The 23997-nt window shown below is 66.5% G+C and carries 27 protein-coding genes; 12 read left to right on the top strand and 15 right to left on the bottom strand.

Features of this window, described 5'->3' with window-relative positions; all coding sequences use genetic code 11:
* Window positions 1-19: 19 nt before the first annotated feature.
* Together lpdA and IBX22_RS15295 are read left to right on the top strand one after the other, a co-directional pair.
* Entirely contained in the window at window positions 20-1423 is a 1404-nt protein-coding gene (gene lpdA / locus IBX22_RS15300) for a dihydrolipoyl dehydrogenase (RefSeq protein ID WP_194816241.1), read from the top strand.
* 102 nt (window positions 1424-1525) lie between these two features.
* Window positions 1526-2227: a polysaccharide deacetylase family protein gene (locus IBX22_RS15295; RefSeq protein ID WP_194816240.1), complete on the top strand. Its 702-nt coding sequence runs from the start codon at window positions 1526-1528 to the stop codon at window positions 2225-2227.
* Here IBX22_RS15295 and IBX22_RS15290 read toward each other — a convergent pair.
* Window positions 2220-2639: a PPOX class F420-dependent oxidoreductase gene (locus IBX22_RS15290; protein WP_194816239.1), complete on the bottom strand. Its 420-nt coding sequence runs from the start codon at window positions 2637-2639 to the stop codon at window positions 2220-2222. The two genes, IBX22_RS15295 and IBX22_RS15290, sit on opposite strands and share 8 nt — an antisense overlap.
* A 39-nt stretch (window positions 2640-2678) precedes the next feature.
* Window positions 2679-3077 carry a helix-turn-helix domain-containing protein gene (locus IBX22_RS15285; protein WP_194816238.1) on the bottom strand — a complete coding sequence of 133 codons (399 nt, stop codon included), beginning with the start codon at window positions 3075-3077 and terminating at the stop codon, window positions 2679-2681.
* A gap of 100 nt (window positions 3078-3177) precedes the next feature.
* Here IBX22_RS15285 and IBX22_RS15280 point away from each other — a divergent pair, with 100 nt between their 5' ends.
* Window positions 3178-4029 carry an SDR family oxidoreductase gene (locus tag IBX22_RS15280; RefSeq protein ID WP_194816237.1) on the top strand — a complete coding sequence of 284 codons (852 nt, stop codon included), beginning with the start codon at window positions 3178-3180 and terminating at the stop codon, window positions 4027-4029.
* 66 nt (window positions 4030-4095) lie between these two features.
* Here the strand turns inward: IBX22_RS15280 and IBX22_RS15275 are convergent, their stop codons facing one another.
* Window positions 4096-4473, bottom strand: coding sequence for a VOC family protein (locus tag IBX22_RS15275; protein WP_194816236.1), 378 nt, complete (start codon window positions 4471-4473; stop codon window positions 4096-4098).
* A 129-nt stretch (window positions 4474-4602) separates the two neighbouring features.
* Between IBX22_RS15275 and IBX22_RS15270 the strand changes: the two genes are divergently transcribed.
* Window positions 4603-5364 carry a TetR/AcrR family transcriptional regulator gene (locus tag IBX22_RS15270; protein ID WP_194816235.1) on the top strand — a complete coding sequence of 254 codons (762 nt, stop codon included), beginning with the start codon at window positions 4603-4605 and terminating at the stop codon, window positions 5362-5364.
* Window positions 5365-5373: 9 nt separating this feature from the next.
* On the opposite strand, the gene IBX22_RS15265 is transcribed toward IBX22_RS15270, so the two are convergent.
* Window positions 5374-5910, bottom strand: coding sequence for a carboxymuconolactone decarboxylase family protein (locus IBX22_RS15265; protein ID WP_194816234.1), 537 nt, complete (start codon window positions 5908-5910; stop codon window positions 5374-5376).
* 200 nt (window positions 5911-6110) lie between these two features.
* Here IBX22_RS15265 and IBX22_RS15260 point away from each other — a divergent pair, with 200 nt between their 5' ends.
* A complete protein-coding gene (locus IBX22_RS15260; protein ID WP_194816233.1) occupies window positions 6111-7001 on the top strand; it encodes a nuclease-related domain-containing protein in 891 nt (296 codons plus the stop codon).
* 19 nt (window positions 7002-7020) lie between these two features.
* Here IBX22_RS15260 and IBX22_RS15255 read toward each other — a convergent pair whose 3' ends face one another.
* The 6 genes from IBX22_RS15255 to urtA all read right to left on the bottom strand — a co-directional run bounded on the left by IBX22_RS15255 (window position 7021) and on the right by urtA (window position 12786).
* Window positions 7021-7758 (bottom strand): GntR family transcriptional regulator, encoded by a 738-nt coding sequence (locus IBX22_RS15255; protein WP_194816232.1) that lies wholly within the window; start codon window positions 7756-7758, stop codon window positions 7021-7023.
* A 7-nt stretch (window positions 7759-7765) separates the two neighbouring features.
* Window positions 7766-8458, bottom strand: coding sequence for an urea ABC transporter ATP-binding subunit UrtE (urtE, locus tag IBX22_RS15250; protein WP_194816231.1), 693 nt, complete (start codon window positions 8456-8458; stop codon window positions 7766-7768).
* The gene (urtD, locus tag IBX22_RS15245; protein WP_194816230.1) at window positions 8458-9297 is read right to left on the bottom strand and encodes an urea ABC transporter ATP-binding protein UrtD; all 840 of its coding nucleotides are present in this window, start codon (window positions 9295-9297) and stop codon (window positions 8458-8460) included. Before urtD ends, urtE begins: the two co-directional genes overlap by 1 nt.
* Window positions 9294-10439 (bottom strand): urea ABC transporter permease subunit UrtC, encoded by a 1146-nt coding sequence (urtC, locus tag IBX22_RS15240; RefSeq protein WP_194816229.1) that lies wholly within the window; start codon window positions 10437-10439, stop codon window positions 9294-9296. Before urtC ends, urtD begins: the two co-directional genes overlap by 4 nt.
* Window positions 10436-11320 carry an urea ABC transporter permease subunit UrtB gene (gene urtB, locus IBX22_RS15235; protein WP_194816228.1) on the bottom strand — a complete coding sequence of 295 codons (885 nt, stop codon included), beginning with the start codon at window positions 11318-11320 and terminating at the stop codon, window positions 10436-10438. The genes urtC and urtB overlap by 4 nt, the downstream gene beginning before the upstream one ends.
* Before the next feature lie 191 nt (window positions 11321-11511).
* On the bottom strand, window positions 11512-12786 hold the full coding sequence (urtA, locus tag IBX22_RS15230; RefSeq protein WP_194816227.1) for an urea ABC transporter substrate-binding protein: 1275 nt from the start codon (window positions 12784-12786) through the stop codon (window positions 11512-11514).
* A gap of 469 nt (window positions 12787-13255) precedes the next feature.
* Here urtA and IBX22_RS15225 point away from each other — a divergent pair, with 469 nt between their 5' ends.
* Window positions 13256-15082, top strand: a complete 1827-nt coding sequence (locus IBX22_RS15225; RefSeq protein WP_194816226.1) for an acyl-CoA dehydrogenase — start codon at window positions 13256-13258, stop codon at window positions 15080-15082.
* 163 nt (window positions 15083-15245) lie between these two features.
* Here IBX22_RS15225 and IBX22_RS15220 read toward each other — a convergent pair whose 3' ends face one another.
* A complete protein-coding gene (locus tag IBX22_RS15220; RefSeq protein ID WP_194816225.1) occupies window positions 15246-15518 on the bottom strand; it encodes a hypothetical protein in 273 nt (90 codons plus the stop codon).
* A gap of 58 nt (window positions 15519-15576) precedes the next feature.
* Window positions 15577-16983 carry an acetate metabolism transcriptional regulator RamB gene (ramB, locus tag IBX22_RS15215; protein ID WP_194816224.1) on the bottom strand — a complete coding sequence of 469 codons (1407 nt, stop codon included), beginning with the start codon at window positions 16981-16983 and terminating at the stop codon, window positions 15577-15579.
* Window positions 16984-17076: 93 nt separating this feature from the next.
* Between ramB and IBX22_RS15210 the strand changes: the two genes are divergently transcribed.
* The 6 genes from IBX22_RS15210 to IBX22_RS15185 all read left to right on the top strand — a co-directional run bounded on the left by IBX22_RS15210 (window position 17077) and on the right by IBX22_RS15185 (window position 22272).
* Window positions 17077-18663 (top strand): ATP-dependent DNA ligase, encoded by a 1587-nt coding sequence (locus IBX22_RS15210; protein WP_194816223.1) that lies wholly within the window; start codon window positions 17077-17079, stop codon window positions 18661-18663.
* 166 nt (window positions 18664-18829) lie between these two features.
* Window positions 18830-20035: a lipase family protein gene (locus tag IBX22_RS15205; RefSeq protein WP_194816222.1), complete on the top strand. Its 1206-nt coding sequence runs from the start codon at window positions 18830-18832 to the stop codon at window positions 20033-20035.
* Window positions 20036-20117: 82 nt separating this feature from the next.
* A complete protein-coding gene (locus tag IBX22_RS15200; RefSeq protein ID WP_194816221.1) occupies window positions 20118-21338 on the top strand; it encodes an inorganic phosphate transporter in 1221 nt (406 codons plus the stop codon).
* 10 nt (window positions 21339-21348) lie between these two features.
* Window positions 21349-21633 carry a hypothetical protein gene (locus IBX22_RS15195; RefSeq protein WP_194816220.1) on the top strand — a complete coding sequence of 95 codons (285 nt, stop codon included), beginning with the start codon at window positions 21349-21351 and terminating at the stop codon, window positions 21631-21633.
* 11 nt (window positions 21634-21644) lie between these two features.
* Complete coding sequence (locus IBX22_RS15190; protein WP_194816219.1) at window positions 21645-21974, top strand: DUF3349 domain-containing protein; 330 nt, start codon at window positions 21645-21647, stop codon at window positions 21972-21974.
* Between the two features lie 10 nt (window positions 21975-21984).
* A complete protein-coding gene (locus IBX22_RS15185; protein ID WP_309234628.1) occupies window positions 21985-22272 on the top strand; it encodes a DUF3349 domain-containing protein in 288 nt (95 codons plus the stop codon).
* On the opposite strand, the gene IBX22_RS15180 is transcribed toward IBX22_RS15185, so the two are convergent.
* The 3 genes from IBX22_RS15180 to IBX22_RS15170 form a co-directional block, all read right to left on the bottom strand.
* On the bottom strand, window positions 22266-22673 hold the full coding sequence (locus IBX22_RS15180; protein ID WP_194816217.1) for a PIN domain-containing protein: 408 nt from the start codon (window positions 22671-22673) through the stop codon (window positions 22266-22268). The two genes, IBX22_RS15185 and IBX22_RS15180, sit on opposite strands and share 7 nt — an antisense overlap.
* Window positions 22670-22921: an AbrB/MazE/SpoVT family DNA-binding domain-containing protein gene (locus IBX22_RS15175; protein ID WP_194816216.1), complete on the bottom strand. Its 252-nt coding sequence runs from the start codon at window positions 22919-22921 to the stop codon at window positions 22670-22672. The genes IBX22_RS15180 and IBX22_RS15175 overlap by 4 nt, the downstream gene beginning before the upstream one ends.
* 245 nt (window positions 22922-23166) lie before the next feature.
* Entirely contained in the window at window positions 23167-23994 is an 828-nt protein-coding gene (locus IBX22_RS15170) for a class II fructose-bisphosphate aldolase (protein ID WP_194816215.1), read from the bottom strand.
* Window positions 23995-23997: the final 3 nt, after the last annotated feature.

The following is a 23997-nucleotide window of genomic DNA, read 5'->3' as shown; positions in this document are numbered from 1 at the left end:
ACGGAGTTAGGCTCGGAGCGTGACTTCCCATTACGACGTTGTCGTTCTCGGTGCCGGTCCTGGCGGATATGTCGCCGCCATCCGCGCGGCACAACTCGGCCTCCGCACCGCCATCGTCGAGCAGAAGTATTGGGGTGGTGTCTGCCTCAATGTGGGCTGCATCCCCTCCAAGGCGCTGCTGCGCAACGCTGAACTGGCGCACATCTTCCACAAGGAAGCCAAGACCTTCGGCATCTCCGGGGACGTGAGCTTCGACTTCGGCGCCGCGTTCGACCGCAGCCGCAAGGTCGCGGACGGCCGGGTCAAGGGCGTCCACTTCCTGATGAAGAAGAACAAGATCGACGAGTTCGACGGCAAGGGCTCCTTCGTCGACGCCAACACCATCGCGGTCGAACTGACCAAGGGCGGCTCCGAGACCATCACGTTCGACAACGTGATCATCGCGACCGGCACCATCACCAAGCTGCTGCCGGGCACCCAGCTGTCCGACAACGTCGTCACCTACGAAGAGCAGATCCTGACCCGGGACCTGCCCGGCTCGATCCTCATCGTCGGCGCCGGCGCGATCGGCATGGAGTTCGGCTACGTCCTGAAGAACTACGGCGTCGACGTGCGCATCGTGGAGTTCCTGGACCGCGCGCTGCCGAACGAGGACGCCGACGTCTCCAAGGAGATCACCAAGGCGTACAAGAAGCTCGGCATCACCATCTCCACCGGTGCCGCCGTGCAGTCCATCGACGACGACGGCTCCAAGGTCACCGTCCAGATCAAGGACAACAAGTCCGGCAATGTCGAGACCGTCACCGTCGACAAGGTGCTGCAGGCTGTCGGCTTCGCGCCCCGCGTCGAGGGCTACGGCCTGGAGAACACCGGCGTCGAGCTGACCGATCGCGGCGCCATCGCCATCGACGACTCCATGCGCACCAACGTGCCGCACATCTACGCCATCGGTGACGTCACCGCGAAGCTGCAGCTCGCGCACGTCGCCGAAGCCCAGGGTGTCGTCGCCGCGGAGACCATCGGCGGCGCGGAGACCCTCGCCCTCGGCGATTACCGCATGATGCCGCGCGCCACCTTCTGCCAGCCGCAGGTCGCCAGCTTCGGCCTGACCGAGCAGCAGGCCCGCGACGAAGGCTACGACGTGAAGGTCGCGACCTTCCCGTTCACCGCCAACGGCAAGGCGCACGGCCTCGGCGACCCGAACGGTTTCGTCAAGCTGATCGCCGACACCAAGCACGGCGAACTGCTCGGCGGCCACCTCATCGGCCCCGACGTCTCCGAGCTGCTGCCCGAGCTGACCCTGGCCCAGAAGTGGGACCTCACGGTCAACGAGCTGGCCCGCAACGTCCACACCCACCCGACGCTGAGCGAAGCACTGCAGGAAGCGATCCACGGCCTGGCCGGCCACATGATCAACTTCTGATCGGACAGTCTGGCGGGTAACCATGCGAATGGCCCGATGCCGGCGCAAGCCGCCGGCGTCGGGCCATCACTTTTTTCGCGCGGCTCTGGTATACAGGCGCGGGTGCGTCGGAAGTTGTTGGTCGGTGGTGCGCTGACTCTCGTTGTCCTGGTGTTGCTCGTGGTCGGGGGCTACTACCTGATGAACTCGCGGACCTATCAGCTCGCGGGGCGGCTGGTGGATCGGGTGGACACCAGCGAGAAGGTTGTGGCGCTGACGCTGGACGACGGGCCGACCGGTAAGACGGCCGAGGTGCTGAAAGTGCTTGCCGACGCCGGTATTCCGGCGACGTTCTATCTGAACGGGCGGGATTTGGCGGCGAATCCCGAGGCGGGGCGCGCGATCGCGCAGGCCGGGCACGAGATCGGCAACCACACCTATTCGCATCGGCGGATGGTGCTCGTCTCCTCCGGCACGGTGCGGGACGAGGTGGCGGGGACCGACGCCGAGATCGCGAAAACCGGTTACCAGGGCCCGATTACGTTCCGGCCGCCGTATGGGAAGAAGCTGTGGGGGCTGCCCAAGTACCTGTCCGACCACGACCGGACCACGGTGATGTGGGATGTCGAACCCGACTCCGGCAAGGTCGCCTCGGCGGCGGAGATCGTCGCCGAGACCGTCGGCAAAGTGCGTCCCGGCTCGATCGTGCTGCTGCACGTCATGAGCGATCAGGGCGCGAGCTCACTGGCCGCAATCCCGCGCATCGTCGCCGAATTGCGTGCTCAGGGCTACAGTTTCGTCACCGTCTCGAAGCTGATCAGCTGAGCATTCCGTAGGCGCCGGCCGGTGTGAACCTGGCCATGACGCGGCGGTCTTCGACCATGGCCCGCCGGTATTCGTTCCAGTCCGGGTGCTCGCCGGTGGCTTCGCGGTAGTACGCGACGAGTTCCTCGACGGTGGAGTCGTCGGGGTTTTCGGCGATCGGCGTGAGTTCGACGGTGCCCTCGAGGACGGCGTAGGCGAAGAAGTCGTCTCGCGTCACGTGCAGCGCGGCCCAGGGGTCCCGGCGCAGGTTGTGGTACTTGGCACGGTCGGCGGTGATGGAGATGCGGATGATGCCTTCGTCGCCGACCAGGTGCAGCACATTGGACAGCTGTGGCCGGCCGTTGCGGCGGATGGTGGTGAGTACGGAACGGCGTGCGGTGCGGGCGAAATCGACGGCGTCGGAGAGATCCATGCCACAGTCAACCGCGGACGCCGCGTGGACCTTCCCGTTTCAGCCGCGGTGGTAGGCCGTCTGGGCTTCCTCGATCCGCGGCATGTTGGTTTCCAGCACCCGGATCAGGGCTTCCAGGTGTTCGGCGACCTGCGCGCCGATCTCGGTGAGGGTGTATTCGACGCGCGGGGGGATGGTCTCGTGCACCTCGCGATGCACCAGTCCGTCGCGTTCCAGGCCTTGCAGGGTCTGCGAGAGCATGCGCTCGCTCACACCGTCGACGCGGCGGCGCAGGGCGCTGAACCGGTACGGCCCCTCGCGCAACGCGACGAGGGCCAGGGTTCCCCACCGGCTGGCGACGTTCTGCAAAACCGGCCGTGAAGTGCAGTTTCTTGCGAAAACGTCGGCTTCCAGCGTGGGGTCGTCGGCATCGGCCGACGGGGTGCGCTGGGTACTCATGCATTCGATAGTACCGCTCTTGACAAGCGTGCTGGCGGAATGAATAGTGCTAACTATTAGTTAGTGCTTGCAGAACAGTACTTGAACCTGGAGGTAAGTCATGACCGTCGCAGTCACCGGAGCCAGTGGTCAGCTGGGCCGTCTCGTCGTCGAAGCGCTGGTGCGCGCCGGATCCACCCCGGTCGTCGCGATCGTGCGCGATCCGCAGAAGGTCGCCGATCTGGCCGGGCCGGACGTCGAGATCCGCCAGGCCTCCTATGGCGATCCCGCCGCGCTGGATCGGGCCCTCGCCGGAGTGGATCGCGTGCTGCTGATCTCGGGCAACGAATTCGGGCAGCGAGTCGACCAGCACACCAACGTGACTCGCGCCGCCGAGCGCGCCGGGGTGGAACTCCTCGCCTACACCAGCATTCCGAAAGCCGACGAGAACCCGGTGTTCCTCGCGCAGGAGCATGCCGGCACGGAGGCCGTCCTCGCGGCATCGACTGTCCCGCACGTCTTCCTGCGCAACAGCTGGTACTGGGAGAACTATTTCGGCGGCCTCGCGCACGCCGTCGAAACCGGTGTTCTGCACGGCGCCGCGGGCGACGGCCGAGTAGCGGCCGCGGCTCGCGCCGACTACGCGGAGGCGGCCGCCAAGGTCCTCACCTCCGAGGGCCATGCCGGGCGTATCTACGAACTCGGCGGCGACGAGCGCCTCACCTATTCCGAACTGGCCCAGGTGATTTCCGAAGCATCGGGCAAGCCGGTGCGGTACGAGAATCTCCCGGAATCCGACTACGCCGCGGCGCTCGAAGGCGCGGGCCTACCCGCCGCCGTGGCCAAGGCGCTGGCCGATGCGGACACCGGCATCTCCCAGGGTGTCCTCGACGTCGACTCCGGCGACCTGCAGAAGCTGCTCGGCCGTCCCTCCACCCCGGCGGTCGAGGTTTTCCGCGCAGCCCTGAGCTGACTCGTCATCCCGAGCGCGGCGAAGGATCTCCGGTAACCCGGAGATCCTTCGCCGCAGCGGTATTCATCAGACCCACTGCACCAGCTGGATGATGATCCCGTTCGGATCGACCATCTGGAAGTACCGCTCACCCCAGGGCTCGGTCTCGATCGGCGTGACGATCGGTACGCCCGCGGCCTGCAGGCGCTCGTACTCCGCGTCGATGTTGTCCACCGTGAACGCGACCAGCAGGCCCTCGCCCGCGGCGCCCGCCTTGTCCAGCGGCTTGAAGGACTTCAGGCCGACGGCCAGGTAGACGACGCTCATCCCGGCCTCGGGGTGGGCCAGGGCGATGAATCCGTCGGCCGACATCTGTTCGGCGAAGCCGAGGGTGTCGGTCAGGAACTGCGCCGAGGTCTGCGGGTCGGCGACGTTGAGGGAGATGGTGGATGCGGTGATGGTCATGCGGCCTCCTCGAACTCGGTGAATAAACTCTATACTTAGTACGCTGTACTTTGTAGAATAATTTCCGAGGCGCTGCACTATGAGCTGAGTCACATCGATACGATCTAGGCTCCAGCGAAGGAGGCGGACTTGGCGGTAAAGGAACGCAGCAGTGCGGGTGATCCCGCGCGCACGCTCGAATTGCTCTGGCGCGTACCGGGAAAACCCGCGCGCGGACCGAAACAACGCAGCAGCATCGACGCCGTGGTGGGCGCCGCCCTCGAGCTCGCGGACGCGGCCGGACTAGAGGCGCTGACCATGCGCGCGGTGGCCGCGAAGCTGGGGCTCACGCCGATGGCGACCTACACCTACGTCCCCGGCAAGGCCGAACTGGTCGACCTGATGCTCGACACCGTCTACCAGCGGATGCCGCGCGCGGAGCTGTCCGGCCTGGACTGGCGCGCGCGGGTCACCACGATCGCCGAGGAGAACCGCGCGTTGCTCGCGCGGCATCCGTGGGTGGCCTACCTGCCGACCACCCGGCCGCCGCTCGGCCCGGGCCTGGCCGCCAAATACGACCATGAACTGCGAGCCTTCGAGCGCATCGGGCTCAGCGACGTGGAGATGGACGCTGCCCTGACCCACCTGCTCGGGTTCGTCACCTCGGTCGCACGCATCGCCATCGACACCGAACGCGCGGCCGCCGACAGCAAGATGTCCGACCAGCAATGGTGGGAACGCGCCGCGCCGCTACTGGAGCAGGTCTTCGATACCCAGCGCTATCCAGTGGCCGCCCGGGTCGGCGCGGCCGCCGGGCAAAACCAGGACGCGGCTTACAGCGCCGACCATGCCTGGCAATTCGGCCTCACCCTGGTACTGGACGGCTTGGAGACGCTGCTCATCGAACGCTGAGCCGCCGCCTCAGAACCCGTCGCGTTGGATGCGCAGGGCGGTGATGGAGGCGGCCAGGCCCTCGTATTGATTGGTGAGCAGGACGATTTCGATGAGGCGGCGCTCGTCGTAGTGCGCGGCGAGCGCGGCCCAGGCGGTGTCGTCGAGATCGCGGGTCGCCACGATCTGGTCGACGGCGGTGAGCAGCGCGCGGTGCTTGTCCGACCAGCCGGGCGCGGTGGGGCCGCTGCGCAGGCGTTCGAGGATCTCGGGCGTGACGCCCGCCTTCTTGCCGAGCCGGATGTGGTGGTCCATCTCGTATTCGCATTCGCGCAGATGGGCGACCCGCATGATGACGAGCTCGGCCTCGTGCCGCGGCAGCCGCCCGCCGGGCATGAGTTTGCCGGAGTAGTGCAGCCAGCCGCGGAACAGGCCGCCGGTGCGGCCGAGCGTGCTGAACAGGTGTGCGTCGCTGGTGCCCGCGGCGCGGGAAAGCACCTGCCAGACAACCCAATTGATAGGTCCGAGTTCCCGGACCCGGCCAGGTGCGATCCGTGGTTCCGTCATCGCAGTCCGCCTCTCGCGTGGGGTTCCCGCCCGTCTGGGCCAGCGTTGGCGAGCGTACCTGCGAATGTCGCGATGATGTATCCCCAGTTAGTTCTCGGCTTTCGGTGGCCCCGAGTCAGTCGGGCGGGCATCATCGGAACGGGTGCGGTCGGCGAGGAAGGGCAGCCGCCGCGCTTCGAACGGGTTGGCAGGGGATAGCGATGCTGGTGAAGATCAGGGCGGGAGCGCAGCTCTCGGCAGCCGAACAGGAGTTTGTCGACTGCCTGCGTTCCTACCCGAGCACCGGCCTCGCCGCCGTAGATGTCCACGTTGGGGTGCACGGCACCCGCCAGATCGACGCGGTGGTCATCACCCCGCGCGGCATCACCGTCGCCGAGATCCGCGGCTTCCGCAAGCGGCAGAGCGGGATTCTCAATATCACCGACGAGGGACCCTGGAAGGTCAGCGAGGCGCCCGCCGACCTCGACGACAGCGACACCAGTCCTATCGACCGACTGGAGCAGTGCGTCTACGCGGTGCGTACGAAACTAGAACGGGCACTGCAGGATCCAGGGGACGTCTGCGGTGTCGTGGTGCTGGTCCCGGAGCGCGGCGCGATGGTCCGCCCGGCCCGCACAGCTATTCGACCCGGTCTCGATGTGGTGATCGCGAACGTCGACGACGCCACCGAGCTACGCATCTATCTGGAGGGCTTCTCCGCCGGCGCCCGCAGCTGGACCGTGGACCGGGTGGTCCAGGCGGCGCAGGTGCTGGGCCTGGATCCGCCGCCGTCGCGCGCGGAACTGCTCGCCGACGGGTTCGACGAGGTCAGGCCCACCCCGCTCGGCGAGGTGACACCGTCGACCAAGCCACCCCGCCCGCAGCGCCCGCCGCACACCCCGGGCCCGCAGACCAGACGCCAGAAGGCGGGCGCCTGGGGCGCGGTCGTCGTCGCCGTGATCGGCATGCTGCTCGTACTCTGGGTGATCGCAAAGGTTTTCATCGACGGGTCCGCGCAATCCGACCCCGCACCCGCCCAGACGACCTCGGTCACACCTTCGCCCCCGTCTTACACCCCGAAAAACTGCTTCCCATTCCAGACCACCTGCTGAGCAGCCGCGATCCCCGCTACTAATCACGCATGGCCCGGCCGAGTTTCGTGAACTCCAGCGCCTGCTGTGCCCGCGCCAGCACGTGCGTGCGGGACATCTCCAGGTGCGCGAGCAAAGCACGCAGCGCGGTATCCGGATCGCCGGACAGCAGGTGCTCGGCGATCGTGATGTGGTCGTCCGTCATCGCGGCAATGCGTTCGGTTGTGTAGAGGTCCAGGGTGCGGACCGGCCGAACTCGGATGTAGACCGCCGAAAGTGCCTCGGTCAACGCCCTATTCCCTGCCGCCGCGAGCAGCGTGGTGTGAAACTGTTCGTCGGCGGCGACGAGCGCGGGTCCGGGTTCGGGCGGGTTGTCGCGCAGCCGCTTCCAGGTGTCCAGTTCCGCGTGGACCAGCGAAAGATCATGGGCCGCAGCCGGGTCCCAGGGCGCCCAGCCCGGAAACGACGACGGTGCGCCGGTACGTCCGAGTACCCGCTGGATACCCCTGGCTTCCAGCAGGATTCGCAGTTCGTAGAGCTGATCGAGCTCGCCCAGCCGCGGCCGGTACGGGTACAGGCCGTCGGATTGGCGCTCGACCAACCCGTCGGCCTGTAGGCGGGCCAGCGCCTCGCGCACCGGAGTGCGTGAGACACCGTAGATTTCGGCCAGCCGTTCCTCGCGCAGCCGTTCGGTGGGGACGATCGCGCCCGCGGCCAGATCGCGCCGCATAGCGTGATACACCCGCTCGCCCAGCGATATCCGCCCCCTGCCGGCCATAGGCGACTCAGATCGCCATCGCCGAGCGGACCGCGGACTCCGCGCCCGCGCCACCGTCGCCGGTGGAACTCACCCGCCCCGATTGCAGCACGTAATAGCGTTGCGCCGCTTGCAGAGCGAAGCCGATGTGCTGCTCCACCAGCAGCACGCTGAGGCCGCCGCGCTGGGTCAGATCGATGATGGTGCGCTCGATCTCGGCGACCACCGAGGGCTGGATACCTTCGGTGGGCTCGTCCAGGATGAGCAATTTCGGCTCGGTGATCAGGGCCCGCGCGATCGCCAGTTGCTGGCGCTGACCGCCGGAGAGCAGGCCGGCCTTGCGGGGGAGCAGTTCACGCAGCGCGGGGAACAGGTCGAGCGATTCGTCGATCAGCGCTTTGCCGCGTTTGCGGCCGTCGGCGACGACCTGCAAATTCTCGGCTGTGGACAGCTGGGGAAAACTCTGCTGCCCCTGCGGGACGTAGGCGATCCCGCGCTTGACCCGCCGGGAGGGGGACAGCTTGGTGATGTTCTCCCCGTCGAACCGGATCATCCCGGATTTGCTGCCGATCAGGCCGACGGCGGTGCGCAACAGCGTGGTCTTGCCCGCACCGTTGTGGCCCATCACGGCGACGACGCTGTTGTCGGGCACGGCGACCGAGACGCCGTGGATCACCTCGGTCCGGCCGTAACCCGAGTGGATGTCGATCAGCTCGAGCATCAGGCCTCCTGCACTGTAACTTTGGCGGTTTCCTCGGTTTCGAGTTCGGTGCCGACGGCGGCCGCGGTGCCGAGGTAGACCTCCTGCACCTTCGGATCGGCCTGAACCTGCTCGACGGTGCCTTCGCTGAGCACCTTGCCGCCGGCCAGCACCGTGACGGAGGTGGCGAAGGCGCGCATGAAGTCCATGTCGTGCTCGACGACCACGACCACACGGTCACCGCCGATGCGGCGCAACAGGTTTCCGGTCTCTTCGCGTTCCTCGGCGCTCATGCCCGCGACCGGTTCGTCGAGCAGCAGCACCGAGGCGTTCTGCACCAGCAGCATGCCGATCTCCAGCCACTGCTTCTGTCCGTGCGCGAGCACACCGGCGGGCTGGTCGCGCAGCGCGCCCAGACCCGTGATCTCCAGTGCCTCTTCGATACTCGGCAGCACCGACTTGCGCCGCCGGAGCAGTGTCAGCGCCGAACGCCCGGCGCCCGCCGCGATATCCAGATTCTGCAAGACGCTCAACTGCTCGAAAACGCTTGCCGTCTGGAAGGTTCGGCCGACGCCGAGCCGGGCGATCTGGTGCACCTTCTTGCCGAGCAGCTCCGCGCCGGACTTCTGCGCCGAGCCGGTGGCGGGCACCAGGCCCGTGATCGCGTCGATCAAAGTCGTCTTACCAGCGCCGTTGGGGCCGATCAGGAATCGCAGATCGCCTTGCAGCACAGTGAGATCCATGTCGGTGACGGCTTTGAAGCCGTCGAAACTGACGGAGAGCCCGCGGATTTCGAGATACTCGCTGTCCATGCCCGCGTTGCCGCCGAGCTTGGGCTCGTGGGTTGTTGCCGTGGTCATCGAGTTTCCACCTTCTCCGGCTCGACGGTTTCGACTTCAGGGGCTTCGTGCACCACGACCGCGGCCTTCGTACGCCGGAACCGGCTGTCCACGAAGCCCTTCAGCATCGGCCACACGCCCGCGAGTCCCGCCGGAATGAAGCCGACCACCACGATGAACAGCACGCCCTGCAGATAGGTCCAGCCTGACGGGAATTGCTCAGAGAGCGCGGTCTGCGCCCAGGCCACACCGATCGCGCCCAGCACCGGTCCGAGCAGCGTGGTGCGACCGCCGATGGCAACGCCGATCAGGAAAGCGATCGACGGCACGACGCCGATATCGGCGGGGGAGATGATGCCGACGATCGGGGTGAACAGCGCACCCGCGATACCGGCGAAGAACGCCGCCACCACGTACGCGACGATCTTGATATTGGCCGGATCGTAGCCGAGGAAGCGGACGCGCTCCTCCTGATCCCGCACGGCCACCAGCAGTTCCCCGTACCGGCTGTGCATCAGCTGCCGCACCAGCGCGACCACCACCAGCAGCGTGCCCGCGGCGATGAAGAACAGCATCTGGCGGTTCACCGGGTCCGACAGCTTGAAGCCGAAGAACGCCCGGAAATCCGACAGGCCGGTGAACCCGCCGATGGCCTGCTGGCCGGTGAGCAGGATGGCCAGCGCGGCTGCCAGCGCCTGGCTCAAGATGGCGAAGTAGGCGCCCTTGACCCGGCGCTTGAACACGCCGTACCCGAGCACCGCGGCCACCAGCCCGGGCAAGATCAGGATGCCGAGGATCGCCACCGGAGCCGAGGCGAAAGGCTGCCAGAACGACGGCAATTCGCGGATTCCGGAGATCTCCATGAACTCCGGCACGTCGTTGCCGAGCCGGGCCGCGTCGGTCATCTGCAGGTGCATCGCCATGACGTAGGCGCCGATGCCGAAGAACACACCCTGACCCAGGGTGAGCATTCCGCCACGGCCCCAAGCCAATCCGATGCCCGCCGCGACGATGGCGAAGCAGAGGAACTTGGCGAGCAGGTTCAGCCGGAAGTCGCTGAGTACCGCCGGAGCCACCGCGAACAGCAGGATGGCGGCGAACGCGAAGCCGCTGAGCGCGGTCATTGAAGAATGCTGGCGCATCTTCTCGGTGAGTGTCGTCATGCCAGACTCCTTGTCCGGACAGTGAACAGCCCCTGCGGACGAACCTGCAGGAAGATGACGATCGCGGCGAACACGATGACCTTCGCGATGGACGCGGTGGTCGAGTATTCGATGAACGAATTGAGCAGGCCCAGCGCGAACGCCGCGATGACCGTGCCCTTGATCTGCCCGAGCCCGCCGATCACGACCACGAGGAAGGCGTCGATCAGATAGCTCTGCCCGATGGTGGGGCTGGTCGACCCGATCAGCGTCAGCGCCACACCCGCGACACCGGCCAGGCCGGAGCCGATGAAGAAGGTGCTGATATCGGTGAAACGGGAAGACACACCGCTGGTTTCGGCGAGGCCGCGGTTCTGCACCACGGCGCGAATCCGGCGGCCGAGCGGCGTCGTCTTCAACACCACCGCGAGCACGGTCACGGCGACCACGGCCAGCACCAGGATGAAGATGCGGGTCTTGGGCACCACGGCGCCCATGATGTCGACGCCGCCGCTCAACCAGGAGGGTGCCAGCACGTTCTTGGCGGGCGCGCCGAAGATGTCGCGGGCCAGCTGTTGCAGCACCAATCCGACACCGAAGGTGACCAGCAGGGTGTCCAGCGGCCGGTCGTACATCCAGCGGATCAAACCCATTTCCAGCGCGGCGCCCAGCACGCCACCGACCAGAAACCCGATCAGCAGGGACACGAACAGCGAAACGCCCGCCGACGAGATGACCTTCTGCACAACGAAAGTCGTGTAGCAACCGGCCATGATGAACTCGCCGTGCGCCATGTTGATCACGCCCATCTGACCGAAGGTCAGCGACAGGCCCAGCGCCGCGAGCAGCAGAATCGATCCCAGGCTCAACCCCGTGAAGAGCTGGCCGATTACCACGTCCATAGGTGGACTCCGTATCTAACTTTCGAACCTGACTCAGCCCCGTACGGAGGGAGTCTTACGACCGACCCGTTCGTGGCCGGCTCGCGTCCGAGTAGCCGAAGCGCATGCGCGAATGCGCGAGTCTCGGCTGCTCGGACGCGAGACTTAGGGCCGCGAACACGCCGCGGCCCCGCGGCCATGTCACTGCTCTACTACTTCAGGCCTTTGGCCCAGTCGTAGGACTTCAGGTACGGGTCCGGCACTACGGCCTTGCCCGAGTCCCACACCGTGTAGATCAGGCCGTCCGGGCGGATCTCGCCGATCCGGGCGGTCTTGGTGATGTGGTGGTTGGAGCCGTCGATGGTGACCAGGCCCTCCGGCGCTTCGAAGCTGACGCCGTCGGCCGCGGCCTGAATGTCGGCCACCGCGAACGACTTCGCCTTCTCGACGGTGTTCTTCCACAGGAAGACCGAGGCGTAGGCGGCTTCCATCGGGTCCGAGGTCGGCTTGTCGGCGCCGAACGCGGCCTTGTAGTCGCTGACGAACTTCTTGTTCACCGGCGAATCGACGGTCTGGTAGTAGTTCCAGGCCGTGAGCTGGCCGGCGACGTTCTGCGCGCCGATGCCCGCGACCTCTTCCTCGGCGATGGACACCGAAACCACCGGCATTTCAGCGGCTTTCAGGCCCGCGTTGGTGTACTCGCGGAAGAACGCGACGTTGGAGTCGCCGTTGAGGGTGTTGAAGACCGCACCCGCCTTGGCGCTGCGCACCTTGTTGATGATTGTGGAGAAATCGGTGGAGCCGAGCGGGGTGTAGTCCTCACCCTTGATCTCGATGCCGTTGGCCGCCGCGTACGCCTTGATCTCGCGGTTGGCGGTCTGCGGGAAGACGTAGTCCGAGCCCACCAGGTAGAGCGAGGTCACGCCCTTCTGCTTCAGGTAGTCCAGCGCGGGGATGATCTGCTGGTTGGTGGTGGCGCCGGTGTAGAAGATGTTCTTGCTGTCCTCCAGGCCCTCGTACTGGACCGGGTAGTAGAGCAGCGAGTTCAGGCTCTCGAATTTCGGCTTCATGGCCTTGCGGCTCGAGGAGGTCCAGCCGCCGAAAACCGCTGCGACACAGTCGGAGCTGATCAATTTTTCGGCCTTCTCGGCGAAGGTCTTCGGGTCCGAGGCGCCGTCCTCGAGCACCAGCTCGATCTTCTTGCCCATGACGCCGCCCGCGGCGTTGATCTGGTCCACGGCCAGCTTGGTGGAGTTCGCGACGGTGACCTCGGAGATCGCCATCGTGCCCGAAAGCGAGTGCAGCGAACCGACTTTGATCGAGTTCTTGGAGGTGTCGACGCAGGAGGCGGCGGTCGAGCCGGTGGAGGCGTCGTCCTTGGCGCCGCAGGCGGTCAGCAACAGGCCGGCGAGTGCCAGCGCGGTGGGCGCGACCAGCGCTTTGGTCAGGCGGGCAGGATGCCGGCGGGCGGCACGGGATTCTGGCATGGGGCGAACCCTTCTAACTTCATCAGGTGGAGCGGCGGCGCTGGACGCGCCGTGCCGAATACGCCCGCCTGCGGCACCGGCACGGTCCGTAACGGCTGCTCGCGGGTTCGCCGCGGCGGCCTGTGGACCGCGCTGTATACAGCGGCTGTATTCGTGGATCGAACGGTAGCCAGAAGTTGTTGCGGCGGAATATCTCTCGATGACGAGTCCGTTGCGGGCGTTTCGTCCAGGTGAATTAGTGCTCACCGCAACGGTTTCCGGCAGGTGCAGGGAATGGTTGCCAGCAGCCTTCGAAAGGTCACAGTTACCTTACGGCTACCGCGTTGGCGCTGGGGGAAACCTACGGTCACGTAGTGTTTTGCCTACGGTTGCGTAGCTCGACAGCGGTACGGCAGTCTTCGTTTTGTACAACGTCAGAACCCGAATTCGTGGCTACAGGGGCCGCGGCAGTGAGTCAGGGAGGACCGCGGTGGGTCACTACAAGGCGAACGCGCGAGATCTCGAGTTCAACCTCTTCGAGGTGCTCGAGTTGGACAAGCTCCTCGATACCGGCGCCTACGGCGATCTCGATTCCGACACCGTCCGCGAGATCCTCGCCGAGGTGAAGCGGTTGGCCGAAGGGCCGATCGCCGAGTCCTTCGCCGCGGCCGACCGCGACCCCGTGACCTACGACCCGGCTACGTACTCGATCTCCGTGCCGGAGCCGCTGCGCAAGACCGTCGCCGCGGTGCACGAGGCCGACTGGAGCCGGCTCGGCCTGCCCGAGGGCATGGGCGGCACCGCCGCGCCCGCCGCCGTGGTGTGGGCGGTGCAGGAGATGATCACCTGCGCCAACCCGTCGGCCAGCTTCTTCAACATGGGCCCCGTCATGGCGTCGGTGCTGTTCAACGTCGGCACCGACGAGCAGAAGCGCTGGGCCACAGAGGGATACGAGCGCGGCTGGCAAGGAACCATGGTGCTGACCGAGCCGGACGCCGGTTCCGATGTCGGCGCGGGGCGCACCAAAGCCATCAAGCAGGAGGACGGCTCCTGGCACATCGAGGGCGTGAAGCGGTTCATCTCCGGCGGCGATGTCGGCGAGACCGCGGACAATGTCTTCCACCTGGTGCTGGCCCGGCCCGAAGGCGCGGGCCCGGGCACCAAGGGGCTGTCGCTGTTCTACGTGCCGAAGTTCCTCTTCGACTCCGAGACCCTCGAACTGGGCGACCGCAACGGCGTCTACGTCACCGGTGTCGAGCACAAGATGGGCCTGAAATCCTCCCCGACCTGCGAGGTCACCTTCGGCGGCGCGGTGCCGGCCAAGGGCTGGCTGGTCGGTGAGGTGCACAACGGCATCGCCCAGATGTTCCAGGTGATCGAGAACGCGCGCATGGTGGTCGGCATCAAGTCCACCGGCACCCTGTCCACCGGTTACCTGAATGCGCTGGAGTACGCCAAGACTCGCGTCCAGGGCGCCGATCTCACCCAGATGACCGACAAGGCCGCCCCGCGCGTCGCGATCACCCGTCATCCGGACGTGCGTCGTTCGCTGGCTCTGCAGAAGGCCTACGCCGAAGGCCTGCGCGCGGTCTACCTCTACACCGCCGCCCACCAGAACGCCGATGTGGCGCAACTGGTTTCGGGCGCCGACCCCGACCTCGCGCACCGCGTCGACGACCTGCTGCTGCCGATCGTCAAGGGCGTCGGCTCCGAACGCGCCTACCAGTACCTCACCGAATCGCTGCAGACCTTCGGCGGCTCCGGCTACCTGCAGGACTACCCGATCGAGCAGTACATCCGCGACGCCAAGATCGACTCCCTCTACGAGGGCACCACCGCGATCCAGGCCCAGGACTTCTTCTTCCGCAAGATCATTCGCGACAAGGGCGCCGCCCTGGCCCACATCAACGGCCAGATCACCGCCTTCCTCGACGGCCAGACCGGCCGCTTCGAAACCGAACGCGCCCTGCTGGCCACCGCCCAATCCGACGTCGCCGCCATGGCCGCCACCCTCACCGGCTACCTCATGGCCGCCCAGCAGGACCCGTCCGAGCTCTACAAGGTCGGCCTCGGCTCGGTCCGCTTCCTGATGTCGGTCGGCGACCTCCTCATCGGCTGGCGCCTCCTGGCCCAAGCCGAAATAGCCGCCGCCGCCCTCTCCGAAGGCGCCACCCCCAAAGACACCCCCTTCTACCAGGGCAAAGTAGCCATAGCCTCCTTCTTCGCCAAAAACGTCCTCCCAGAACTAACCGCCACCAAAACCATCCTCACCACCATCGACAACGACATCATGACCCTCGACGAAGCCGCCTTCTAACCGATAGCCGGGACATCTCCGACGCCCTAACCGGCGATACGCCTCGCTCATGTCCCACCTATCGACCGGGCACGCCATGCGGGCACTGATAAGCGGGACATGACCGAGGTGCCTACTCGCGAAATGCCTCGGCCATGTCCCACTTACCTATTGTCTTAACCGATTACGATCTCCGGACGACGTCGGCCATCCATTTGTCCGCGGCTTCGCGGGTCCAGCTGAGGGTGATGTCGGCGCCGTGGAATTCGCGGGCGTACTCGGTGAGCATCTCGGCGGCCGATTGCCTGGCTTCGAAGGGGGTGGCGTCGGCCGCGATGCGGTAGAGGTGGCCACAGACCATGGAGTTCTCGGTGAAGATGCTGTGCCGCCAGCCTTCCGGTGTGGCGTAGATGTACATACCGGTGGGCATCTCGTAGCGCGGTTCCGACTGGGTCATGAGTGCTCCCCCCGACGTATCCCGTGCATGGATCGCCGACAAGCCTAGCCGCGGGAACCTATTTCAGCACGTATGGCGAAACGGAGCTGCGGTGTTCGGAGATGTCGAGCACCTTGCCGAGGGGCGGGAAGGCACGCTGCGGGCAGTTCGTGCGCTCGCAGACGCGGCAGCCCGCACCGATCAAAGTGGGTGTGGCCAGGTCCAGATCGATGCCTTCGGCGTAGACGACGCGGGCGGCGTGGCGGAGTTCGCAGCCCAGGCCGATCGCGAAGGTCTTGCCGGGCTGGCCGTAGCGGGTGGCGCGGCGCTCGACTGTTCTTGCGACCCAAAGGTATTTGCGCCCGTCGGGCATCTGCGCGATCTGGGTCATGATCTTGCCGGGGTAGGCGAAGGTCTCGTAGACGTTCCAGAGTGGGCAGGTGCCACCACTGGCGGAGAAGTGGAAACCGGTGGCGGACTGGCGTTTCGACATATTGCCCGCTCTGTCGACGCGGACGAAGGAGAACGGTACGCCGCGTAGCTTCGGCCGCTGCAGGGTTGAAAGCCGATGGCAGATGGTCTCGTAACTCTGGGTGAAGAAGGCCGACAGGCGCTCGATGTCGTAGCGGAAGTCCTCGGCGACTTCGTGAAAGTGCGTGTAGGGCAACACCGTCGCGGCGGCGAAGTAGTTGGCCAGCCCGAGCATCGCCAGCTTGCGGGAGTCCTCGGTGGCGAAATTGCCTTCCTCGACCAGCTTTTCGAGCAGTTCGCCGCATTCGAAGTAGGCGAGCTCGGCGGCGAGTTTGAAGGTGCGCTGGCCGCCGGACAGGTGCGGCGCGATCTCCAGCACCCGGCCTTCGGGGTCGTAGCGGTGCAGCACGCCCTCGCCGAGGTCGATGCGCTCGATGATGCGCACGTCGTGGTCGCGCAGCAGTCGTGCGATCTCGCGGTTCACGTCACCGCCGTGGAACCGGATCCGGTCGGTGAGTTTCTCCGCGGCCGTGTCCAATTCGTGGATGTAGTTCTGCCGCTGATAGAAGAAGTCACGGACTTCCTCGTGCGGCTTGCTGATGGCGGCGCTGCCGGAGCCGTCGGCGAAGCGGTCCTCGGTGGCGGCGGCCAGCTGGGCGCTGGTGTTGCGGTAGCGGTTGTGCATGTTCACCAGGGCGCGGGCCATGCTCGGATGTGCGGAGACCATGTCGGCGATCTCCTGGGTGTCGGCTTCGATGCCGAGCTCCTGGTCCAGCACGACCTCCTGGAGTTCGGCGATGAGCCGGGTGTCGTCCTGGGAGGAGAAGAAGGTGGCGTCGACGCCGAACACTTCACTGATCTTGAGCAGCACCGGCACGGTGAGCGGGCGCACATCGTGCTCGATCTGGTTGAGGTAACTCGCCGAGATCTCCAGCTTGGTGGCGAGTGAGACCTGGCTCAGTCCCCGCTCGGTGCGCAGCTGACGCAGCCGCGCCCCGACGTAAGTCTTGGCCATATGTCCAGTTTAGGCCCCGTTTCACACCCCTGCCAATGCGGAATTAGCAGCGGTGCTGAGCCATTTGTCACAGGGGCGCGCTACGGTCGTTGAGTGCTGTTCTCGGATGTCGTCCAGGCTTCGGAGACCGTTCGCGCCACCCGGTCCCGGAAGACGAAAATCGCCACCTTCGCCGCGCTGCTCGCTGCCGCCGCGGCCGACGAGCTGGCGCCCGTGGTGGCGTGGGTTTCCGGCGAGCTCAGGCAGGGCCGCATCGGGACCGGCTGGCGCACCCTCACCGTGCTGGACGGCACCCCCGCCGCGGCCGCGACGCTGACGGTTTCGGCGGTCGACCAGGCCTTCAGCGAGTTGGCGGGTGTTTCCGGAAGCGGTTCGGCCGGCCGCCGCAAAGAGCTTCTGACCGCGCTGTGGGCGGCCGCGACAACCGACGAACAGGGCTTCCTGCTACGCCTGCTGACCGGTGAGATCCGGCAGGGCGCGCTCACCGCGATCGTCGCCGAAGCGGTCGCCGCGGCCGCAGAAGTCCCGGTCGACCTGGTGCGCCGGGCCTACATGTTGTCCGGGCAGCTGCCGGTCACCGCCGCGGCCGCGCTGTCCGGCGGCGCGGCGGCATTGCAGGAGTTCCGCCTGGAGGTGGGCCGGCCGATCCAGCCGATGCTCGCATCACCCGGCGCCTCCCTCGACGAGGTGCTCGCCGAGTTCGACGGCGAGGTGACCGTCGAGCACAAGATGGACGGCGCCCGCATCCAAGTGCACCGCGACGGCGACAAGGTGTGGGTGTTCACCCGGACCTTGCGCGATATCACCGACCGCGTGCCCGAACTGGTGGCGCTGGTCGCCGCGCTGGACTGCACCAGCGTCGTGCTGGACGGAGAAACCCTGGCGCTCACCGATTCCGGCCGGCCCCGCCCGTTCCAGGAGACGATGAGCCGTTTCGCGACGTCGGTGCTCACCGCGGCCGAGACGATCCCGGTGCCGGAACCAGCGCCTGACACGGCGGTGTCCGAATCCGAGGCGGCGACGGCCACCCGGGAGCTGCTCCTGCACCCCTACTTCTTCGACTGCCTGCATCTGGACGGTCGCGACCTGCTCGACTCCCCGCTCTACCAACGCCGCGCGGCCCTGACCAAAGTGGCCTCCGAATACAGCATCCCGGCGTTGATCCGCCCGGACGCCGAGGCCGCCGCCGAATACTTCGACGGTGTCCTGGCCTCGGGCCACGAGGGCGTGATGATCAAATCGCTGAGCGCGCCCTACGCCGCGGGCCGCCGTGGCCGGGCCTGGCAGAAGATCAAACCGACGCACACCCTGGACCTGATGGTCCTCGGCGCCGAATGGGGCTACGGCCGCCGCACCGGTTACCTGTCGAATCTGCATCTGGGCGCGCGCGACCCGGAAACCGGCGAGCCGGTCATGGTCGGTAAAACCTTCAAGGGCCTCACCGACGCGCTCCTGGGTTGGCAGACAGCCGAATTCCCGCGCCACGAACGCGCCCGCGACGAGCACACCGTGTACCTGCGGCCCGAGCTGATCGTCGAAATCGCCTTGGACGGTGTCCAAGTCAGCCCGCGCTATCCCGGCGGCGTGGCGCTGCGTTTCGCCCGCGTCGTCCGCTACCGCCCCGACAAGGGCCCCGCCGAGGCCGACACCATCGACACGGTTCGCGCCCTGCTGCCCTGACCACCGGCGCATCCTCGAATACTTCGGTGCGCTTCCCGCGAAAGCCGTGGTCAATAGACCAGACTGGTCCCGGCATTGGTCCGATAACGCGTTCGGAAACGGGGTTTCGGCATTGCGGATGTGGTCACGAAAGACGGCTTGCAGAGCCGTCGTCCTTCTAGCGGTGATGTGCGTCGGCGGTGCTTCGGCCGCACAAGCGACGCCGGTCGACGAGATAGAGAAACTGGCGAGACCGGTGGTCCGCGATCCGGCGACGGTGATGCCGACCCCCATCGGGGATCCGTTCTACGATCCGCCGGCCGGCTTCGAGGACACCGCGCCCGGCACCGTACTCGCCGCCAGAGTCGGCGGGATCGGGCTGACCCTCACGCCGGTGACCTCCACCGAACTCTTGATCCGCTCCACCGATACCAAGGGCAGACCGGTGCCGGTGGTCGCGACACTGCTGGTGCCGCAGGCGCCGTGGACCGGGCCGGGCGCACGACCGGTGGTCGCCTTCAATGTCGCCATCGATTCCCTAGGCCACACCTGCGCCCCGTCCTATCAGCTACGCAAGGGCCCGTCGGCCGATCTGATCGCCGCGCAGATTCCGCTGTCCCGGAATTACGCCGTGGTCGTGCCCGACCATGAGGGCCCCAGACAGGCCTATGCGGCCGGACGGATGGCCGGTCACGCGGTACTCGATTCGCTACGCGGGTCGGTCAACACCCCGGACTTCGGCCTGCGCCCGGACTCACCCGCGGTGGTCACCGGATACTCCGGCGGCGCCATCGCCTCCGGTTGGGCGGCGCAGCTCGCACCCGCCTACGCTCCGGAACTGAATCTCGTCGGCGCCGTATTCGGCGGCGTCCCAGCCGATTTCGAACTACTCCTGCACACCATGAACGGCCGCAATGCCGCCGCCGGTGTCTTCCTCGCCGCCACTCTCGGAGTCGCCCGCGAGTACCCGGAAATGATGTGGATGCTCAACGACAACGGCTGGCGCCTCGCGCAATTCTTCAAAGACCTGTGCTTCCCGGGGGAGGCCGTGCTCGGCGCGATCCTGCCGATCCCCGCGGAAATGCTGACCGATGTGCCCGACCCGCTCGAGCAGCCGGTGATCCAGAAAATCCTGGCCGAGAACCGGATGGGTGACACCGCACCGAGCGTGCCGGTGTACATGTATCACGGCGCCCACGAGCTCTGGGTTCCACTCGAAGGGGCCGAGAACCTCCAAGACGAATGGTGTGCGCAAGGGGCGCCCGTGCAACTCGACATCTTCCCGGGCGAGCACATCATCGCCGGTGCCGTCGCGATTGCGGAGGCGAACGCCTGGATCGACAAGATGTTCACCGGGAACGGACCCGGAGGGTGCAAGACGTCGCGGTGGTGAGGATCCACGTTAGCTCATACTCAGGTCGCGACATACGGCAACCGCATGGCAATCCGGACAGACCATACGGGAGACTGGACACGTGACCGCCGAATTACTGGTACTCGTGATCGTCATCGTCACGGCACTCGCTTTCGATTTCACCAACGGCTTCCACGACACCGCCAACGCGATGGCCACCTCGATCGCCACCGGGGCGCTGCGTCCCCGGGTCGCGGTCGCGGTTTCGGCGGTCCTGAACCTGATCGGCGCGTTCCTGTCGGTCGCGGTCGCCGCGACCGTCGCCAAGGGCATCGTGCAGCTCGACGCGGTAGACGGACATGCCCTGCTGATCATCGTGTTCGCGGGTCTGGTCGGCGGCATTCTGTGGAATGTCCTGACCTGGCTGTTCGGGCTGCCGTCGAGTTCTTCGCACGCGCTGTTCGGTGGGCTGATCGGCGCCACCATCGCCTCGCTGGGCTGGGGTGGGGTGATTTGGACCGGCGCCACGCAGGGCGTGCTCACCAAGATCGTGTTGCCCGCGGTGGTCGCGCCGATCGTGGCGGCGCTGGTCGCGGCCATCGGTACGCGCGCGGTCTACCGGATCACCCGTGGCTCGAATCAGGAAAAGGTCACCACCGGATTCCGCTGGGGGCAGATCGGTTCGGCTTCGCTGGTGTCGCTGGCGCACGGCACCAATGACGCGCAGAAGACGATGGGCGTCATCTTCCTGGCGCTGGTCGCGCACGGCACGCTGACCAAGGACGCGGAGATGCCGCTGTGGGTGATGGCCGCCTGCGCCATCGCCATCGCGGCCGGCACCTACCTCGGTGGCTGGCGGATCATCCGCACGCTCGGGAAGGGCCTGGTCGAGATCGACTCCCCGCAGGGCCTGGCCGCCGAATCCGCTTCGGCCGCGATCATTCTGACTTCGGCGCACTTCGGGCTGCCGCTGTCCACCACGCAGACCGCGACCGGTTCCATCCTGGGCAGTGGCCTGGGCAAGGGGGCCGAGGTGCGCTGGGGCGTGATGGGCCGGATGGCGGTCGCCTGGCTGCTGACCCTGCCGCTGGCCGGGCTGGCCGGGGCGATCTGCTGGGCCATCGCGCATTTCATCGGCGGGCTGGCCGGTGTGCTGGTGGTCTTCGCGATCCTGATCGCGCTGTCGACGCTGATGTGGCTGCGGTCGCGGCGCAACCCGGTCGACACCCACAACGTCAACGAGTGGCCGAGCTCGACCGAGGTCGTCAATGTCTCCGACGTGGAGACCAAGGTGATCACGTCCACCGAGGTGCCCGCGGGTACGCGCTCGGCGAAGAAGTAGGAGAGCAGGCATGCATACGCTCACCACGAATCTGAAAGCCCTGTGGGATGTCACGCTGGCGGCGCTGATCCTGGGCGCCGGGCTGCCGATCGTCTTCGCGGTCGGCGTGCGGCTGTGGTCGTCCGCGGATACCGTTCAGTCCGATGGCAGCGCGGCCAGGCGGAATTACCCGGCCTTGGCCGGCGCGTGGGCCTGCTTCGCCTTGGTACTCGCCGCGATCATCGTCGGCATCCTGTACACCGCGAAGGCCTTCCTCGCCGCCAAGTTCGGCATCCACGTGTTCGGACAGGCCTGAAGGGCGGAGCTATGACGGAACAACAGGCCTCACGGCAGAAACTGCTAGGCCGCGTTATCGGCTGGTTGCGCGCCGGATACCCCCAGGGCGTCCCGCAATCCGACTACGTCGCGCTGTTCGCCGTGCTGCACCGCCACCTCACCGACTACGAGGTCGTCGCCATCGCCGAAGAGCTTGTCGCCGACCGCAACCCGAAGTCCGAGATCAGCCACACCGACATCGAAAACGCGATCACCCGCTTCGCCATCGAACAGCCGGACCCACAGGATGTCGCCCGGGTCGCCTCCCACCTGGCGGCCGGCGGCTGGCCCCTCGCCGCCCCACTCACCGAGTCGGACTGACGGAGCCGCCGTGCCCCCATTCCTGCACGCCATCATCGACTGGCTGCGCGCCGGATATCCCGACGGCGTCCCGGAATCCGACTACATCCCCCTGATCGCCCTGCTCCGCCGCCGCCTCTCCGACGACGAAGTCCGCTTGATCGCCACGGAGCTCGCCACCACCGGCGACTTCCCCGCCGACAAAACCGACATCCAGGTGATGATCACCAAAGTCACCAACGAACTACCGTCCGAACCCGACGTCAGCCGAGTCCAATCCCGCCTCGAAGCCCACGCCTGGCCGACCGCGGATCAGTAGGGGACGTCTTCGGGCTCGACCCTGTTGATGCTCTGCACCTTGTCGATACCTCTGTCGAATGAGGCGATCGCCGATCCGGGGGATGCTTCGGCGAGGGCGACCAGATACGCGTCCGCGAAGGAAAGCCGGTGATGTTCATAGACATCGATGGTTCTGACCAGTAAGGCGGGATCATTGGTCGCGATGTTCCGAGAGCCGATCATCGCCCTGGACAACGCGGCAACCTGTGGTCGCGGCACCCGGTAGACACTCTGCAGAACGTAGACGGTCTCGGCCAGAATCAAGTCGGAGAGGTGCAACTCGTCTGCCTTTGCCAGGAAGGCAGTCGCCCGTACGCCCAATTCCGCTGGGTCCTGCGTGAGATGGCGAACGAGGATATTGGTGTCGAGGTAAACCGTCACGGCTCGTTGTCCCCCCATTGCGCGGCCCACGCCGCCTCGCGAATCTCATCCCAGGTCTTCCCCCGTACCTCCGGTGGCACCGGAACACTCCCGGCCAATTCGAGCAGGTCGGGAGTCCTGGCCAGCACCACCACCTGCCCTTCCACACGGAAGTGCACGTTGTCTCCCGCGTGTAGGTCCAGAGCATCCCGCACCGCCTTCGGCACCGTGATCTGCCCCTTGGTGGTCAATCGAGCCAGTGCATCCATCACCCTCTCCTTACTTCGCGTATAAAGTAAGGATAATTGCGGCGGGGCAGGAACGCACCGATCATCGCGCAACGCCCAGCTAGCCGGAAACGGTTCGTCGATAACCCCCATACCGCCGATCGTGCCCCACGAAAACCCCTGTACTTCACCTATCCCCAGAAAATCTCGCCATTCACAATCGCCGAGATCGATAGGCGGGACATGGCCGAGGCGTTTCGCGAGTACAGACCTCGGTGGTGTCCCGGTTATGGAGCCAGGAGGTGGAGGAGGTGGGTTACCTCCGACTGGATGGCGGTGCGGGCGGGGGTGAGGTATTTGCGGGGGTCAGAGAGGGTTGCATCTTGGGTGAGGGTGTTGCGGATGGCGTTGGTGGCCTGGATGTTCAGGCGGGTGGCGAGGTTGATTTTGGTCATGCCGTGGTCGATGGCGGCGCGGAGGCCGGTGTCGGGGACGCCGGAGGAGCCGTGCAGGACCAGGGGGACGGGGACTTTCGCGGATAGTCGGGTGATGAGGTCGTTGTCGAGTTCGGCGGTGCGGGTGTGCATGGCGTGCGAGGAGCCGACGGCTACGGCCAGGGCGTCGACGGTGGTGGCGGCGACGAAGTCGGCGGCTTCGGCGGGGTCGGTGCGGGCGCCGGGGGCGTGCGCGCCGTCTTTGCCGCCGACTTCACCGAGTTCGGCTTCCAGGAAGATGCCGCGGGCGTGGCACCAGGTGGCGATGTCCTTGGTGGCGGCGACATTCGCGGCATAGTCCAGGGTGGAGCCGTCGTACATGACCGAGGGGATGCCGAGTTCGGCTGCGGCAGTGATGAGCTCGAACGAAGTGGCGTGGTCGAGGTGCACCGTGAGCGGGGCGGTGCTGTCGGCGGCGATGCGCAGGCAGGCCAGGGCGAGCGGCGCCAGGCTGCCGTGGTACTTGACGGTGTGCTCCGAGATCTGGAGTACGGCAGGGCGATCCGCGGCTTCGGCGCCGGTGGCGATGGCCTCGGCGTGCTCCAGGGTTATGACGTTGAAGGCACCCAGGCCGCCGGGGCGGGCGGCGGTGATCAGCTCGGGTACTGGCGTCAACGGCATGGG

Origin of the sequence: Nocardia sp. XZ_19_385, from assembly GCF_015355755.1 — a bacterium.
Lineage (GTDB): Bacteria > Actinomycetota > Actinomycetes > Mycobacteriales > Mycobacteriaceae > Nocardia.
Note: the sequence above shows the minus strand (reverse complement) of the source record. Positions and strands in the feature narration are given on the sequence as shown.

What these genes read in the sequence shown, in the direction of transcription:
- IBX22_RS15190 (WP_194816219.1), top strand. Translation starts at nt 21,645, where the DNA reads ATGACGGAACAACAGGCCTCACGGCAGAAACTGCTAGGCCGCGTTATC.
- IBX22_RS15280 (WP_194816237.1), top strand. Translation starts at nt 3,178, where the DNA reads ATGACCGTCGCAGTCACCGGAGCCAGTGGTCAGCTGGGCCGTCTCGTC.
- IBX22_RS15175 (WP_194816216.1), bottom strand. Translation starts at nt 22,921, where the DNA reads ATGGATGCACTGGCTCGATTGACCACCAAGGGGCAGATCACGGTGCCG.
- IBX22_RS15255 (WP_194816232.1), bottom strand. Translation starts at nt 7,758, where the DNA reads ATGGCCGGCAGGGGGCGGATATCGCTGGGCGAGCGGGTGTATCACGCT.
- IBX22_RS15285 (WP_194816238.1), bottom strand. Translation starts at nt 3,077, where the DNA reads ATGAGTACCCAGCGCACCCCGTCGGCCGATGCCGACGACCCCACGCTG.
- urtB (WP_194816228.1), bottom strand. Translation starts at nt 11,320, where the DNA reads ATGGACGTGGTAATCGGCCAGCTCTTCACGGGGTTGAGCCTGGGATCG.
- IBX22_RS15195 (WP_194816220.1), top strand. Translation starts at nt 21,349, where the DNA reads ATGCATACGCTCACCACGAATCTGAAAGCCCTGTGGGATGTCACGCTG.
- urtE (WP_194816231.1), bottom strand. Translation starts at nt 8,458, where the DNA reads ATGCTCGAGCTGATCGACATCCACTCGGGTTACGGCCGGACCGAGGTG.
- IBX22_RS15220 (WP_194816225.1), bottom strand. Translation starts at nt 15,518, where the DNA reads ATGACCCAGTCGGAACCGCGCTACGAGATGCCCACCGGTATGTACATC.
- IBX22_RS15170 (WP_194816215.1), bottom strand. Translation starts at nt 23,994, where the DNA reads ATGCCGTTGACGCCAGTACCCGAGCTGATCACCGCCGCCCGCCCCGGC.
- IBX22_RS15275 (WP_194816236.1), bottom strand. Translation starts at nt 4,473, where the DNA reads ATGACCATCACCGCATCCACCATCTCCCTCAACGTCGCCGACCCGCAG.
- urtD (WP_194816230.1), bottom strand. Translation starts at nt 9,297, where the DNA reads ATGACCACGGCAACAACCCACGAGCCCAAGCTCGGCGGCAACGCGGGC.
- urtC (WP_194816229.1), bottom strand. Translation starts at nt 10,439, where the DNA reads ATGACGACACTCACCGAGAAGATGCGCCAGCATTCTTCAATGACCGCG.
- IBX22_RS15265 (WP_194816234.1), bottom strand. Translation starts at nt 5,910, where the DNA reads ATGACGGAACCACGGATCGCACCTGGCCGGGTCCGGGAACTCGGACCT.
- urtA (WP_194816227.1), bottom strand. Translation starts at nt 12,786, where the DNA reads ATGCCAGAATCCCGTGCCGCCCGCCGGCATCCTGCCCGCCTGACCAAA.
- IBX22_RS15290 (WP_194816239.1), bottom strand. Translation starts at nt 2,639, where the DNA reads ATGGATCTCTCCGACGCCGTCGATTTCGCCCGCACCGCACGCCGTTCC.
- IBX22_RS15260 (WP_194816233.1), top strand. Translation starts at nt 6,111, where the DNA reads ATGCTGGTGAAGATCAGGGCGGGAGCGCAGCTCTCGGCAGCCGAACAG.
- ramB (WP_194816224.1), bottom strand. Translation starts at nt 16,983, where the DNA reads ATGGCCAAGACTTACGTCGGGGCGCGGCTGCGTCAGCTGCGCACCGAG.
- IBX22_RS15205 (WP_194816222.1), top strand. Translation starts at nt 18,830, where the DNA reads ATGTGCGTCGGCGGTGCTTCGGCCGCACAAGCGACGCCGGTCGACGAG.